Below are 13,110 nucleotides of genomic sequence, written 5' to 3' on the forward strand. Positions count from 1 at the left end.
ATCTAAAGATAAGGCATAGAAGCTTGAAAGCACAAAAAAACGAAAGTCCCGCGGATATGCAGAAACATGACAAAATCTACTAAATAAAGTTTCCTTTAAAAAATAGACTTAATTTTTCATGTCTCCGTGTACCTCCGAAATCATTCTACCTTTAGTTTAGCAAAAAGGGCAACATAAGTCAATAAAAATCCTGAAAGATTACTTTCAGGATTCGTCACATTTATACATTGAGCACCTTGTCCAAGAAATCCTTGAGACGTGGATGCTGAGGGTTATCGAAGATTTGATCTGGTTTTCCGTCTTCTAGGAATTCACCGTCAGCGGTAAAGATGACGCGATTAGCGACCTGACGGGCAAAGCCCATTTCGTGAGTCACAATCAGCATGGTCATGCCCTGCTGAGCCAGATCCTTCATAACGTTGAGAACGTCGCCAACCATTTCAGGGTCAAGGGCAGAAGTCGGCTCGTCAAAGAGCATAATGTCCGGGTTCATAGCCAATCCTCGAGCGATGGCCACCCGCTGTTTTTGTCCTCCTGACAAGCTGTCTGGTTTGGCATCAGCCTTGTCAGCCAAGCCTACCTTTTCCAAGAGCTCCATACCTAGTTTATCTGCATCAGCTTGGCTCATTCGCTTGTGCTCAACAGGAGCAAAGGTGATATTTTGCAGGACGGTCATGTGTGGGAAGAGGTTGAAGTGCTGGAAAACCATTCCGATATCTTCACGAACATGGTCCACGTTGGTAGCCTTATCTGTCAAGTCATAACCGTTGACAGTAATGGTCCCACTAGTTACTTCTTCAAGCAGGTTCAGGCTGCGTAGGAAAGTTGATTTACCTGATCCAGAAGGACCGATGATACAAACAACATCTCCTTCATAAAATTTAGCACTAATCCCTTTTAGGACTTCATTTTCTCCATAGTATTTATGTAAATCATTGACATCAATTTTTAATTTTGCCATTACTTAATCCTCTTTTCTAAGCGTTTTGCCAAGCGAGTCAAGAGTGTGATGATGACCAAGTAGAGTACTGCTAGGATGGCATACATCTTGAAGCTCTGATAGTTACGAGCAATGATGATTTTACCTGTTTGGAAGAGCTCAACAAGTCCGATAGCTGATACGATAGTTGTATCCTTGAGAGCGATGACGAACTGGTTGACAAAGTTTGGTAGCATAATCTTGGTTGCTTGAGGCAGGATAATCTTGCGCATGGTTTTTCCGTACGAGATACCCAGACTTCGGCTAGCTTCCATCTGTCCGACCGGAACGGCTTGAATCCCTCCGCGAACAATTTCAGCGATATATGCACCAGCATTGAGTGACAGGGCAATGGTCCCTGCGACAAAGTCGTTAATCGGACTCTGTTGACCAGTCATAGATTCAAGAAAGTTTGGAATGCCCCAGAAGATGAAGGCTGCCAGAATCATAAGTGGAATACCACGAATAACGTCAACAAAAATTTCTGAAATGATGCGAAGCACTTTGATTGGGCTGACGCTGAACATTCCAAAGATAATCCCAATGACCATAGCAATGGCAAAGGAAATAAGTGCCAATGAGATAGTAATTCCAAGACCGCTCAACAGTTGTTTGTAGTTGTTTTGGAGAAGTCCCCAGATAGTTGTTTCATCAACGGTTGTGGAATTATCCTTCTTAGCTGAGAGATATTTATCAAGGATTTCTTGATATTTACCATTCGCTTTCAGATTAGCCAGGCCGTTATTGAACATCTCGATGAGTTCAGGGTTGGTTCCTTTTTTCACTGCAAAAGCAAGATTACCACTAGGGGTTCCCTCGATTGGTGTTTTCATTTTCTTGCCTTGGTTGATGGCATATTTGACAACGGGTTCATCATCCATAATAGCAGCGACAGAGCCAGAGTTTAGACTATCATACATAGAAGAACCGTCTGAAAATGTTTTGATTTTGTAGCCGTATTTGCTTTGATTTTCGACGAGGAAGGTTTGAGAGGATGTACCATTTTTGACTCCGACGGTCTTTCCTTTCAAGTCGTCATAAGAGCTAATAGTGCTTGATTCTGTCACCGCAAGGATAGAGTTAGCAGTGTAGTATGGTTCAGAAAAATCAAAGGTTTCTTTGCGGGCCTCTGTCACAGACATCCCAGCAATCATCCCGTCAGCTTGACCAGATTGAACGGCATTGATGGCAGCGTCAAAGCCAGGGTTAGAAATTTCAAGTGTAAAACCTTGGTCTTCGGCAATGGCCTTGATCAAGTCCATGTCAATACCAGTGTATTTGTTGCTATCATTTTGGAAAACGAAAGGAGCGAAGGATGAGTCGCTGGCAATCGTATATTTAGCTTTGACTGGAGTGGCCTTTTGTCCAGACTTGGTTGTGGTCTCTGGTACTGCAGAGTTGCTTGAAGTAGTAGAAGAAGTAGCAGTCCACTTGTTGATGATGTCCTTCAAGGTGCCATCTTTTTTCATCTGAGCCAAGGCTTCGTTAAACTCAGTGACTAGATATTCGTATTTGCTGCCTTTTTTGACACCAAATGCGAAGCTACCAACAGCCTCACCCTTCATTGAGATTTTCAAATCTTGCCCTTGGCTGATTGCATACTCGATTACGGGTTGGTCATCCATAGCTGCGTCAACTGCTCCGGCTGCTAGGCTGTTATACATGAGGTCGCCTGTATCAAATGTTTTGATAGTAAAACCATACTTGTCCTTGATTTTCTCAAGGAAACGTTGTGCGGCAGTACCGTTTTTGACACCGACTGTTTTTCCTTTAAGTTGATCGTAAGACTTTATTGTATTAGCCTTGGTCGTTGCAATGACAACTTTTGTGTCATAATATGTGTCAGACATGGTAAAGACTTTTTCGCGTTCAGCAGTCTTAGTCATACCTGCCATAATGGCATCGGCCTGTCCTGCTTGAACCGCATTAACAGCCGCATCAAAGCCAGGGAAGGACATTTCATATTCCCAGCCTTTGATGTCAGCTACTTTATTGATAATATCAACATCAATTCCTTTATAGGTTTGATCGGAATCTTTAAATTCAAATGGGGCATAAGCCGTGTCAGATACGATTTTGATGGTATCTGCATGAGTGGTTGTCCCTAGTGCAAAGATAGGGAATAAAGCTAGCAGAAAAGCTATGATTTTTTTCTTCATATTTTCTCTCCTTTAGTTGAATATTTTTTGATTATATCAGAAAAATTCAAGAAAGGCAAATATTTTTCGTTTCTTATGTTATATCTTCTAACATAAAGGTATGAAATGACTTTCATTTTATCATCATAAAATATGTTATAATAGATAAATCAAGAAAGGAGATTTCTATGTTTAAATCACGTATGTTAGATAATGTGAAGCTGTCGCGCTACATTCCGCCGATTTGGTTGGCAGTTTTGATTTCTATTGGCTTTATCCAGCTAGGAGAAATCCTTGCATTCATTGGAATGATTCCGATTGGGATCATCATTGGAACTGTGCTTGCCATGGTAAATCCGACAGCTGACCGAGCAACGGTTATGGAAGTGTTCGGGCATTATAATATCTTTTTTCAGCTAGGTAGTTTTTTCTTTATGGCCTTACTTGTTTTTCTGTGGGTCAAGTTTATAGAAAAGAGACCGTTCTCCAGTCTGGGATTTTTTAAGAAAGGATGGCTGAAAGAACTGGGCAGAGGCTTCCTGATTGGGGCAGCACAATTTTCGCTCGTCGTCGCTTTGCTATTGCTAACGGGTACGGGAAGCCTAGAATGGTCACAGCTTAGCTTAGAGCCGGTTCTCTTTATTCTTGCCCTGATACCTTTCTGGATTCTACAAGGTGGGACAGAAGAGCTAGTGACTCGTGGTTGGCTCTTTCCAGCAGTTAGCGCCAAGTCAAATATCTTCATTGGTATCTTGATTTCTAGTGCTCTATTCGGGGCACTGCACCTCTTTAACCCTGGTGTGACCGTTCTTTCCATTGTCACGATTATTTTGAATGGAATTTTTGCCTGCCTACTCATGATCAAATATGATAATATGTGGGTTTTGGCTGGGATGCATGGCGCTTGGAATTTCGTCCAAGGAAATGTCTACGGCATCCAGGTTAGCGGGCAAGGAGCTAATGCCTCTGTCTTTAATTACACTTCTCAGACTTCCATTGATTGGCTTTCAGGAGGAGCTTTCGGTGCTGAAGGGTCTATTTTTGCCAGTATCGTCCTGATTGGCTGTATTGCCTATCTTTACTGGTTGCTCAAGAAGGAAAATCGCTTGCCTCAGGCGCTGATGTTTAAGAAATAAAGCTATCGCTCAGCTCAGCTGGGCGATTTTTGATGCTAGTGGATGATAAGAATGCGAGACTAGCCATTCTTAGAGATTAGCTACTAAAGCAGAGCCAAAGGCAGAGAAAATGTGTCAAATATGATAAAATGGTAGAAGCACAAGTTGAGGAATGAAAGATGATTAACAGAATTACAGATAATAAATTTGAATTGGTGTCTAAGTACGAGCCTTCAGGTGACCAGCCCCAGGCTATTGAGCAGCTGGTGGATAATATCGAGGGGGGTGAGAAAGCCCAGATTCTTATGGGGGCGACTGGTACTGGTAAGACCTATACCATGAGTCAGGTGATCGCTCGGGTCAATAAGCCGACTCTGGTTATCGCCCATAATAAAACGCTGGCCGGCCAGCTCTATGGTGAGTTCAAGGAGTTCTTCCCCAATAACGCTGTGGAATACTTCGTTTCCTACTATGATTACTACCAGCCTGAGGCTTATGTGCCTTCCAGCGATACTTATATTGAAAAGGATAGCTCGGTCAATGACGAGATTGATAAGCTCCGTCACTCAGCGACATCAGCTCTCTTGGAGCGCAACGATGTGATTGTCGTGGCTTCGGTCTCTTGTATCTACGGTCTGGGATCGCCTAAGGAATACTCCGACAGCGTGGTAAGTCTGCGTCCAGGCCTTGAAATTTCCCGTGACAAGCTGCTTAATGACCTTGTAGATATCCAGTTTGAGCGTAATGATATTGACTTTCAGCGGGGGAAATTCCGGGTTCGAGGCGATGTGGTTGAGATTTTCCCTGCTTCTCGGGATGAGCATGCCTTTCGGGTGGAGTTTTTCGGAGACGAGATTGACCGGATTCGTGAGGTTGAAGCCTTGACAGGTCGAGTCTTGGGCGAAGTGGACCATTTGGCCATCTTCCCAGCAACTCACTTCGTGACCAATGAAGATCACATGGAAGTAGCCATTGCCAAAATTCAGGCCGAGCTGGAGGAGCAGCTTGCTATCTTTGAGAAGGAAGGCAAGCTCTTGGAAGCCCAGCGCTTGAAGCAGCGCACGGAGTACGATATCGAAATGCTGCGTGAAATGGGCTATACGAATGGTGTTGAGAACTATTCTCGCCATATGGATGGTCGGAGCGAAGGAGAGCCGCCTTATACCCTTCTGGACTTTTTCCCTGATGACTTCTTGATTATGATTGACGAGAGTCACATGACCATGGGACAGATTCGGGGTATGTACAATGGCGACCGCTCTCGTAAGGAAATGCTGGTAAATTATGGTTTCCGCTTGCCATCTGCCTTGGACAATCGTCCACTACGTCGGGAGGAATTTGAGAGTCATGTTCATCAGATTGTCTATGTATCGGCTACGCCGGGTGACTATGAGAAAGAGCAGACGGATACGGTTATTGAACAAATTATCCGGCCGACAGGGCTTTTGGATCCAGAAGTGGAAGTTCGCCCAACCATGGGGCAAATTGATGACCTTTTGGGTGAAATCAATGCCCGTGTTGAAAAGAATGAGCGGACCTTTATCACAACCCTGACCAAGAAGATGGCGGAAGACTTGACGGACTACTTCAAGGAAATGGGTGTCAAGGTCAAATACATGCACTCAGACATCAAGACTTTGGAACGGACTGAGATTATACGAGACCTGCGCTTAGGTGTCTTTGATGTTCTGGTTGGGATTAACCTGCTGCGCGAGGGAATCGATGTGCCTGAGGTTAGTCTAGTCGCCATTCTTGATGCGGACAAGGAAGGCTTCCTACGCAACGAGCGTGGCCTGATCCAGACTATTGGACGGGCAGCCCGAAACAGTGAGGGGCATGTGATTATGTATGCCGACACTATGACCCAGTCCATGCAGCAAGCTATCGATGAAACTGCCCGCCGTCGGGCAATCCAGATGGCTTATAATGAAAAACACGGCATTGTACCGCAGACTATCAAGAAAGAAATCCGCGACCTAATCAGTGTGACCAAGGCTGCCCTGCCAGACAAGGAAGAATCTGTCGAAATCGAAAGCCTCAACAAGCAAGAGCGCAAGGACATGATCAAGAAACTGGAAGGTCAGATGCAAGAAGCTGCCGGACTTCTGGACTTCGAGCTGGCCGCGCAGATTCGCGATATGATTCTGGAAATAAAGGCGATGGATTAAAAAATATGGTTAGTGCCAAAGTTGCAAACTAAGCTCTTAATTACATCTCTAGTCAATGAGTCACTATGTGAAAAATAAGTTAGAGAAGTTTAAGTGGGGGAATTGAAGTGAAAAGGAATCTAATTAAACTAATATTTATTTTCTTTATTCCAATTTTTGTCATAGGCATGATGCCGATAGTTCAATTGCTTTGGGCATTTTTGCCGACAAAACTTGTTACGAAAGAGGAAAAGCAGCATATTGAATATGTTGTGAACACAGCTTTTGAAGATAATTTAGGATTGAAGGTTAAGAAAATAGAGATTCCAACGTGGGTCGGTCATTTTTCTTATCAATATGAAGTAAAAGTTCAATTGACTGAAGAGGCGGACAAAATTTTAACAGATGAGTTAGAAGAAAGAACTTATTACTATTACTCTAATAGTGATGATGAGCCATCTTCCATATTAACAGATCTTACCTTTTCTTCTGTCTTAGATACAAATTCCCATCCTATGTTGAATACCTTATATTTTGACAAAGAGTCTGTTCTAAAGCCAGTGAAATTTAAGGAGCTGAGAACAGATTTAGATTACGATGTAACTGACAACCAAAAAGGGTTTTATCGTGATTTGGTTCAAATTAAAAAGGAACTAAAGTATAATCCCAAGACAGAGAAGTATGAAGCGTCAGCAGAGGACATAAAGAAATTGAGAAAGGATATGATCCGATTATCAGAAAAGTATGGAGCTCAATTGAATCTGTATCTCTTTCTGGAAGGAGGTGTTCCTGAAGGTGCGAGTTTAAGTGACTATGTTGATTTTACTACCTTACCCAAAAATGTTTATGTAGTTGTTCGGGGAGAAAATGGAAAATTAGATAGCAATGGTTTTCAGGCGAAATAATTGAGATAGATTTATTCAAGGAGAAAAATAAATGGTCATCACTATCAAAACAATGGAAACAGCTGAGGAGATAGAAGGGAAATCCAGAGTTCATTGGCAGACATGGCGAGAAGCTTATGATGAGATTTTGCCTGCGGAATTTCAAGAGCAGATGACCTTGGATAAGTGCCGATTTTATAGTCAAAAGTATCCTGAAAATACCTTGATCGCCTTGTATGACGCTAAAGTGGTTGGCTTTGTTAGCTACGGTGATTTTCGAGATCCAGCTATGATAGCGGGTGAAATTATCGCTTTGTATGTCTTAAAAGATTATTATGGAAAGGGTGTAGGACATCAGCTCATGCAGGCTGCATTTGCTGCCTTGGATAGTTATCAAAAGATTTTATTATGGGTGTTAGAAGATAACAAACGTGCCATCGCTTTCTATGGAAAAATGGGTTTTGTTTTTGACGGCGAGGAAAAGGTCATTGACCTAGGAAAAGCCGTGAAAGAAAAACGGATGATTTACATGAGAAACTCGAACAGTTAGTCTGAAAAACAATAGATATATTTTTAAGGAGCACCACATGCGTTATGCACTTTTACTCCGCGGCATTAATGTCGGCTGGAAAAACAGGGTCGTCATGGCCGATTTGAAGAAGGATTTAGCAGAGTTGGGTTTTGAAAATCCGGTTTCCTACATTAACAGCGGCAACCTCTTCTTTGATAGCGAGGAGCAGGAGGAGAGGATTCGGGAGATTTTGACGGCTTATTTCAGTCGGTCTTACGATTTTCCTCTGCCTTTTGTCCTTGTCAGCTCTGCCATGATTGAAAAAGAAACAGCAAATCTGCCTACTTGGTGGCAGGATGAGACAGCCTTTCGGCGAGATGTTCTCTTTTATCTGCCAGAGACAGACAGGGAGAGTGTCCAAGAGCTGGCAGGCAGTTGGGCAAATGACAAGGAGCAGCTGCATTTTGGGCAGACAGCTTTCTTTTATAGCAATGCTGACCAAGCGGACTATCTCAAGTCCAACTACCATAAAAAACTGCTCAAGTCTAGTTTTTACAAGCAACTGACCATTCGAAACGGCAAGACTTTCCAGAAGATTGTGGAGTTGGTTGGAAATGAGTAAGCTAAATTTGGAGGAGACAAGGGAAGAAAAAGCGAAGCGCTGGAAATTTTCTAAAGTTATTTGGCTAGTGCTCTATATCTTGTTGTTTATCTTTGTTTTGCTGCATTTTAGCTTGAGTCCCTTTAGCTTGGCCTTTACTCCGCTCTTGTGGAACAATTGGCTTTTTCTTCTATCCGTGGTCGTATTTTGTCACTTATGGTTTCTCTTTTTGAAAAAGAGAAAGTTTCGCTGGTTCCATCTCATCTGGGGGATCCTGAGTATACCTCTTGCATTGTTTATATGGTTTGCAATTTTCTTTCATTTCTCTATAGCCAAATCAGAAAATTCTGTCCCGATCAATATGGATTACGGGATAGAGGGGAGAGAAGTTATTTTACGAAAAGGCTATTTATTAGGCGAATATGATGAATACCATGATTTAGTCAATCCTTATATCATGAAAACCAAGGTTAATCGTGTTCGCTATATTGATTGATGCAAGTCTTGTCAATGGACTCTGGCTTCAAAGCCCGTTCAAACAAGCTAGTAGAGGGAGGTATATGGATGTGAATAAAAATAGGAATGAGTGGACTTGGCTAGATAAAGTGAATACATGGCTCAAGCGCCATGGTTTTCTAGCTTGGTTATTGGATTTCTCCGTCCTTATGCTTTTTGCAATGATTACGGGTATCCTAGTTTTTCAAATCCCCTTCCTCCCTACATATTTAAAGAGTAATTATGTTTTTCCTTTATTTATAAATATTCTTGTTTTACTGTACTATGCCTATGGTTCTATCCTACGTGAAAATAGTGTAAAGAGGGTCACTTCTTTGAAAGACTTAGTCAATCCTCTCCTTTATATAAATCCTATGGTTCTTTTGCTACATTACTTTGGAGTGAGGAGCCGCCGTCATAGACCTTTGCTACCACTGCCTACTTTGGACCATCGCTATGTCTGGTTCCCAATTGCCACTTATATTATTTTCTTTCTGATAGCAGTAGTCATCACGATTGCAAGCAAAGGAAGTAAGAAAAAATAGAAAAGCCGCTTTATGTACTAAAGTGGCTTTTGTGCTTGTTCTGATAAATCTAAGGGCATAAAAGCAGCCATGACACGGCCGATGACCTTGGGTTCTTCTTGATGCGGGATAAATTTATCGCTGTATTTTTTATTGAGAGAAATGAGGCGGATGCCAGTTGGATCGTTGAAAACTCTTTTCAGAATCGTCTGACCGTCGTAATCAATGGCATAGATAGCGCCGGCAAATTCAAAGTGTGTATTCTTGATGAGTGCCACAGAACCTTGCGGATACTTGGGTTCCAGCGAATCTGTCCGAATCCAGAGGGCAATATCATAGTCAAGCTCTTTGTCTAACCAGACGATGTCAGCTTGTTCGGGCTTGTTCAAGAAAGTCTGGAAGCTTTCATAGACTTTGTAAGGAAAATAATCATCTTTTAATCTTTCCTCAGTCGTTTGATTTTCCAGCTCTTTTTTAGCAAAGTCTGTTACAGCTTGTCTGTGGGGCTGGTCTAGGGCTTGGAAAATATCTGCGAACTCTAGCGAAAATGACGTAGGGCTATGAACTGATAAATAGCGAGGATCCAGCTCTTGAACATCCATATCAAAGAAGTCTGCAATTTTTTGCATATTTTCTAGGACAGGCAGGGAATTTCCTTTGATATAGCCAGTAAGAGTGCTGGCTGGAATTCCTGTTCCTCGGGAAAGTTCAATTTGTTTGATTTGCTTTTGCTTCAATAAAGTTTTGATTTTTTTAGAAATGAGCCGCATTGCCTCCTTATCCTGGGGGCTAGCGACACCGCGTCCTCTGGCCATGATATTCACTCCTTTTCTTTCTTCTATTTTAACGAATTAAATCGAAAAAGTAAAGAGCTGAATAGAGATATTCAGCTCAAAAGGAGAGGATTAAATTTCGTAGCCCATCAAGAGGCCGCCTTCTTCTGCGTAAAAGCTGCAAAGTCCAGAAGTTGGTAGGAAAGAAATGTCGGCTGCTGGGAATTTTTCCTTGATAACTTCCGCAAATTGCTGGCAAAATTTCTCGTTATTGCGATGAGCAATGATAATGCGGCCGCCCTTGTATCCAGCTTTAAGCACCTCATCTACAGCAGCTGTCAGAGCCTTTTTAGCCCCTCTAGCTTTTTGGAGAAGTTCCAGAGTGCCGGTATCGCTGGCTTCGCCGACCATGCGAATATTGAGGAGGCCGACAACTGCACCAATCAGCTTGCTGAGACGACCATTTTTGACCAGATTGTCTACCTTAGCCAGTACAAAGAGAAGCTTTGTTTTTTTTTGGTAGTGGGTGATGGCTTCCACGACTTGCTCGAAAGAAAGCCCTTCTTTGATGAGGTCGTTCAATTTTTTGACAATCAAATCAACTTCGCCACCAGCCGAAAGACTGTCAATAACATGGATATTTGCTGTTGGGTTTTCTTCTAAGAAAAGTTTTTTAGCTAGCTGGGCGCTATTGTGGCTACCAGAAAGAGAGCCCGTAATTGTCACGACAAAGATATTTTCAGCCCTTTCAAAGCTTCTAAGGTAGTCATCAGGGCTTGGGCAAGCTGATTTCGAAGCACTTGAAGTAGCGTACATTTTTTCCATCATGCCATCAATATCAAGATACGCGTTATCCACAAAAATCTCATGATCAATCTGAATGGTCAGTGGCACACTCTCAAACTTTGTCTGGTTGGCCAGATCTGTAATCTCACGGTAGTCACAGCCAGAATCGGCAACAATTTTCCAAGTCATTTAGTTTCTCCTGCTCTATCAGTTCTCTACATTGACAAAAAACATGTCTTTTCTTACAATTATAACATGAAGATGCTTTGATATAAAGCCTTAATTCTCAGCTGATACAGGAAGAAAGAAATTGTTATGGCGGAAAAGAAAATATCAGAAAAATCCCTTGCAAATTTAAAAACTTATAATCAAGAATCTAATCGAATTACAAAGGAATCCTTGGAAATTTCTCTGATGCAATTGTTAGAGAAGAAAGATTTGAAAAAGATTACCATCTCTGAATTAGTCGAGCGAGCTGGGGTTTCGCGCGCAGCCTTTTATCGTAACTATAGCTCCAAAGAAGAAATTCTAGAGGGAATTTTCAAAAATACCGTTCAGGGAATTGTCGACAAGCTGGAGCAGTTTAATTTCAAGACAGAAATGTACCAGATTTGGCTTTTTCTTTTTAAGGAAGCCAAGAAGGAAGCGCGTGTCATTAGTTTGGCTATTGATTATAATTTTGAAAAGTTGCTGACGCAGGCGGTCTTTGATTTCCTTGAAAAGCGTAGCAAAGGTGGGAAGAAGACAGCCAATTCCTATATGAATTCATTCTGGAGTTCTGCGGTTGTTTCGGTGCTTTCCAAATGGATCAAAGAAGGCATGAAGGTTCCAGCTGAAAAGATTGCAGCTTTGGGCATGCCCCTTTTCCCACAGAAAAAGAAAAAATAAGAGTTGGTACAACTGTTTGGCACCAATACATCAGACTGAAATAATAGATCGTAAAAGCTTACCTAACAAGTAAGTTTTTACTTAGCGCTTCTGAGACCATTTAAGACTTCTCAGCTACCATTTAGGATTTGGGAGTCATTTGCGATGCGACCTGTGCTATGCTAGAGCAAAGGAGATAGACAAATGGCTACTATCATAATCAAAGACGGCAACGCCCTTCGAAAGCTGGAACTTTCGACAATTTACTATATCCAGTCTCATCCTCAAAAGCCTCACATCGTTCTTATCGTGACTAGACAAGGCAACTACAGCCATAGGGCTTCTCTGACTGAGCTGGCTAAGCTCTATCCTGATGCGCTGGTTCACTGTAATCGTCAAACACTGGTCAATTTAGCCAAGGTTCAAGGATTTGACAGGGAGCGTAAAAGCTTGTTCTTTGAGCAGTCTGACTTAGGAGATATTGTCTGCTCAAGGCGTCATTTATCCAGTCTCATCAAGCGCTGGTCTCAGGAAGGAAGAAAATAAGATGAAAATTTTTGTATTAGAAGACGATCTTAAGCAACAAGCCTATATGGAGTCAACCATTCAGGGAATTTTGGAAAAGAACGGCTGGGAATGCCAGTTTTTAGAAATCTATGGCAAGCCGGACATGCTGATTGATGCAGTAAGGGAACGGGGGAGCCATCAGATTTTCTTTTTGGATATTGAGATTAAGCAAGAGACGCAGAAGGGACTAGAGGTGGCAGGAAAGATTCGCAAGTTGGATCCCTATGCTCTGATTGTATTTGTGACGACTCACTCAGAATTTATGCCCTTGACTTTTCGCTATCAGGTATCAGCTTTTGACTTTATTGATAAAGGTTTACCTGAGGAAGATTTTATCAAGCAGATTGAGCAGGACCTAGCCTATCTTTACGAGAGAAAGGACAGTTTTCAAGCTGAAGAGACTTTTCTCTTTGAAAATTCCAAGTCAGATTTTCAGGTGCCTTTTAATGAAATCTATTATTTTGAGACATCAGAAGTGCCTCATAGACTAGTTCTCTACACCAAGAAAGAGCGCATCGAATTTTACGGACAGCTTTCTGAGATTACAAAGCAGGACAAGCGTCTCTATCGCTGCCATCGCTCTTATGTGGTCAATCCAGCGAATATCTCTCAGCTGGATAAGATAGAAAACATAGCCTATTTCCCGAATGGCGCTGGTTGCTATGTATCACGCCTCAAGATGAAAGGATTACGGACAGCTTTAAGGCAGTAGGGAAGTAATAT

13 protein-coding genes are annotated in these 13,110 nt (G+C 42.1%); 9 read left to right on the plus strand and 4 right to left on the minus strand.

The window, feature by feature from the left end; all coding sequences use genetic code 11:
- Nucleotides 1-220: 220 nt before the first annotated feature.
- Together FZ941_RS00260 and FZ941_RS00265 are read right to left on the minus strand one after the other, a co-directional pair.
- Entirely contained in the window at nt 221-961 is a 741-nt protein-coding gene (locus tag FZ941_RS00260; RefSeq protein WP_005590533.1) for an amino acid ABC transporter ATP-binding protein, read from the minus strand.
- A complete protein-coding gene (locus FZ941_RS00265) occupies nt 961-3,138 on the minus strand; it encodes an ABC transporter substrate-binding protein/permease (protein WP_148886389.1) in 2,178 nt (725 codons plus the stop codon). Before FZ941_RS00265 ends, FZ941_RS00260 begins: the two co-directional genes overlap by 1 nt.
- A 167-nt stretch (nt 3,139-3,305) precedes the next feature.
- On the opposite strand from FZ941_RS00265, the gene FZ941_RS00270 reads away from it, so the two are divergent.
- From FZ941_RS00270 to FZ941_RS00300, 6 genes are all read left to right on the plus strand, one after another.
- Nucleotides 3,306-4,253 carry a CPBP family intramembrane glutamic endopeptidase gene (locus FZ941_RS00270; RefSeq protein WP_148886390.1) on the plus strand — a complete coding sequence of 316 codons (948 nt, stop codon included), beginning with the start codon at nt 3,306-3,308 and terminating at the stop codon, nt 4,251-4,253.
- Between the two features lie 158 nt (nt 4,254-4,411).
- On the plus strand, nt 4,412-6,400 hold the full coding sequence (uvrB, locus tag FZ941_RS00275) for an excinuclease ABC subunit UvrB (protein WP_148886391.1): 1,989 nt from the start codon (nt 4,412-4,414) through the stop codon (nt 6,398-6,400).
- Between the two features lie 107 nt (nt 6,401-6,507).
- Nucleotides 6,508-7,284 carry a hypothetical protein gene (locus FZ941_RS00280; protein ID WP_148886392.1) on the plus strand — a complete coding sequence of 259 codons (777 nt, stop codon included), beginning with the start codon at nt 6,508-6,510 and terminating at the stop codon, nt 7,282-7,284.
- Nucleotides 7,285-7,315: 31 nt separating this feature from the next.
- Nucleotides 7,316-7,813 (plus strand): GNAT family N-acetyltransferase, encoded by a 498-nt coding sequence (locus FZ941_RS00285; protein WP_148886393.1) that lies wholly within the window; start codon nt 7,316-7,318, stop codon nt 7,811-7,813.
- A gap of 37 nt (nt 7,814-7,850) precedes the next feature.
- Entirely contained in the window at nt 7,851-8,396 is a 546-nt protein-coding gene (locus tag FZ941_RS00290; RefSeq protein ID WP_148886394.1) for a DUF1697 domain-containing protein, read from the plus strand.
- A 539-nt stretch (nt 8,397-8,935) separates the two neighbouring features.
- Nucleotides 8,936-9,415 (plus strand): hypothetical protein, encoded by a 480-nt coding sequence (locus FZ941_RS00300; protein ID WP_148886395.1) that lies wholly within the window; start codon nt 8,936-8,938, stop codon nt 9,413-9,415.
- A gap of 17 nt (nt 9,416-9,432) precedes the next feature.
- On the opposite strand, the gene FZ941_RS00305 is transcribed toward FZ941_RS00300, so the two are convergent.
- Together FZ941_RS00305 and FZ941_RS00310 are read right to left on the minus strand one after the other, a co-directional pair.
- Nucleotides 9,433-10,209, minus strand: coding sequence for an XRE family transcriptional regulator (locus tag FZ941_RS00305; protein WP_148886396.1), 777 nt, complete (start codon nt 10,207-10,209; stop codon nt 9,433-9,435).
- A 90-nt stretch (nt 10,210-10,299) separates the two neighbouring features.
- Complete coding sequence (locus FZ941_RS00310) at nt 10,300-11,142, minus strand: DegV family protein (protein WP_148886397.1); 843 nt, start codon at nt 11,140-11,142, stop codon at nt 10,300-10,302.
- Nucleotides 11,143-11,268: 126 nt separating this feature from the next.
- Here FZ941_RS00310 and FZ941_RS00315 point away from each other — a divergent pair, with 126 nt between their 5' ends.
- The 3 genes from FZ941_RS00315 (at nt 11,269) to FZ941_RS00325 (ending at nt 13,099) form a co-directional block, all read left to right on the plus strand.
- The gene (locus FZ941_RS00315; protein WP_015605159.1) at nt 11,269-11,841 is read left to right on the plus strand and encodes a TetR/AcrR family transcriptional regulator; all 573 of its coding nucleotides are present in this window, start codon (nt 11,269-11,271) and stop codon (nt 11,839-11,841) included.
- Nucleotides 11,842-12,024: 183 nt separating this feature from the next.
- A complete protein-coding gene (locus tag FZ941_RS00320) occupies nt 12,025-12,366 on the plus strand; it encodes a LytTR family DNA-binding domain-containing protein (protein ID WP_125372691.1) in 342 nt (113 codons plus the stop codon).
- A gap of 1 nt (nt 12,367) precedes the next feature.
- Complete coding sequence (locus tag FZ941_RS00325) at nt 12,368-13,099, plus strand: response regulator transcription factor (RefSeq protein WP_148886398.1); 732 nt, start codon at nt 12,368-12,370, stop codon at nt 13,097-13,099.
- The last annotated feature ends 11 nt before the right edge of the window (nt 13,100-13,110 follow it).

The organism is Streptococcus sp. Marseille-P6264, assembly GCF_902460355.1.
Lineage (GTDB): Bacteria > Bacillota > Bacilli > Lactobacillales > Streptococcaceae > Streptococcus.

Excerpts from the sequence above, each read along its gene's own strand:
- FZ941_RS00260 (WP_005590533.1), bottom strand. The coding sequence starts at position 961 with ATGGCAAAATTAAAAATTGATGTCAATGATTTACATAAATACTATGGA.
- FZ941_RS00265 (WP_148886389.1), bottom strand. The coding sequence starts at position 3,138 with ATGAAGAAAAAAATCATAGCTTTTCTGCTAGCTTTATTCCCTATCTTT.
- FZ941_RS00270 (WP_148886390.1), top strand. The coding sequence starts at position 3,306 with ATGTTTAAATCACGTATGTTAGATAATGTGAAGCTGTCGCGCTACATT.
- uvrB (WP_148886391.1), top strand. The coding sequence starts at position 4,412 with ATGATTAACAGAATTACAGATAATAAATTTGAATTGGTGTCTAAGTAC.
- FZ941_RS00285 (WP_148886393.1), top strand. The coding sequence starts at position 7,316 with ATGGTCATCACTATCAAAACAATGGAAACAGCTGAGGAGATAGAAGGG.
- FZ941_RS00290 (WP_148886394.1), top strand. The coding sequence starts at position 7,851 with ATGCGTTATGCACTTTTACTCCGCGGCATTAATGTCGGCTGGAAAAAC.
- FZ941_RS00300 (WP_148886395.1), top strand. The coding sequence starts at position 8,936 with ATGGATGTGAATAAAAATAGGAATGAGTGGACTTGGCTAGATAAAGTG.
- FZ941_RS00305 (WP_148886396.1), bottom strand. The coding sequence starts at position 10,209 with ATGGCCAGAGGACGCGGTGTCGCTAGCCCCCAGGATAAGGAGGCAATG.
- FZ941_RS00310 (WP_148886397.1), bottom strand. The coding sequence starts at position 11,142 with ATGACTTGGAAAATTGTTGCCGATTCTGGCTGTGACTACCGTGAGATT.
- FZ941_RS00315 (WP_015605159.1), top strand. The coding sequence starts at position 11,269 with ATGGCGGAAAAGAAAATATCAGAAAAATCCCTTGCAAATTTAAAAACT.
- FZ941_RS00320 (WP_125372691.1), top strand. The coding sequence starts at position 12,025 with ATGGCTACTATCATAATCAAAGACGGCAACGCCCTTCGAAAGCTGGAA.
- FZ941_RS00325 (WP_148886398.1), top strand. The coding sequence starts at position 12,368 with ATGAAAATTTTTGTATTAGAAGACGATCTTAAGCAACAAGCCTATATG.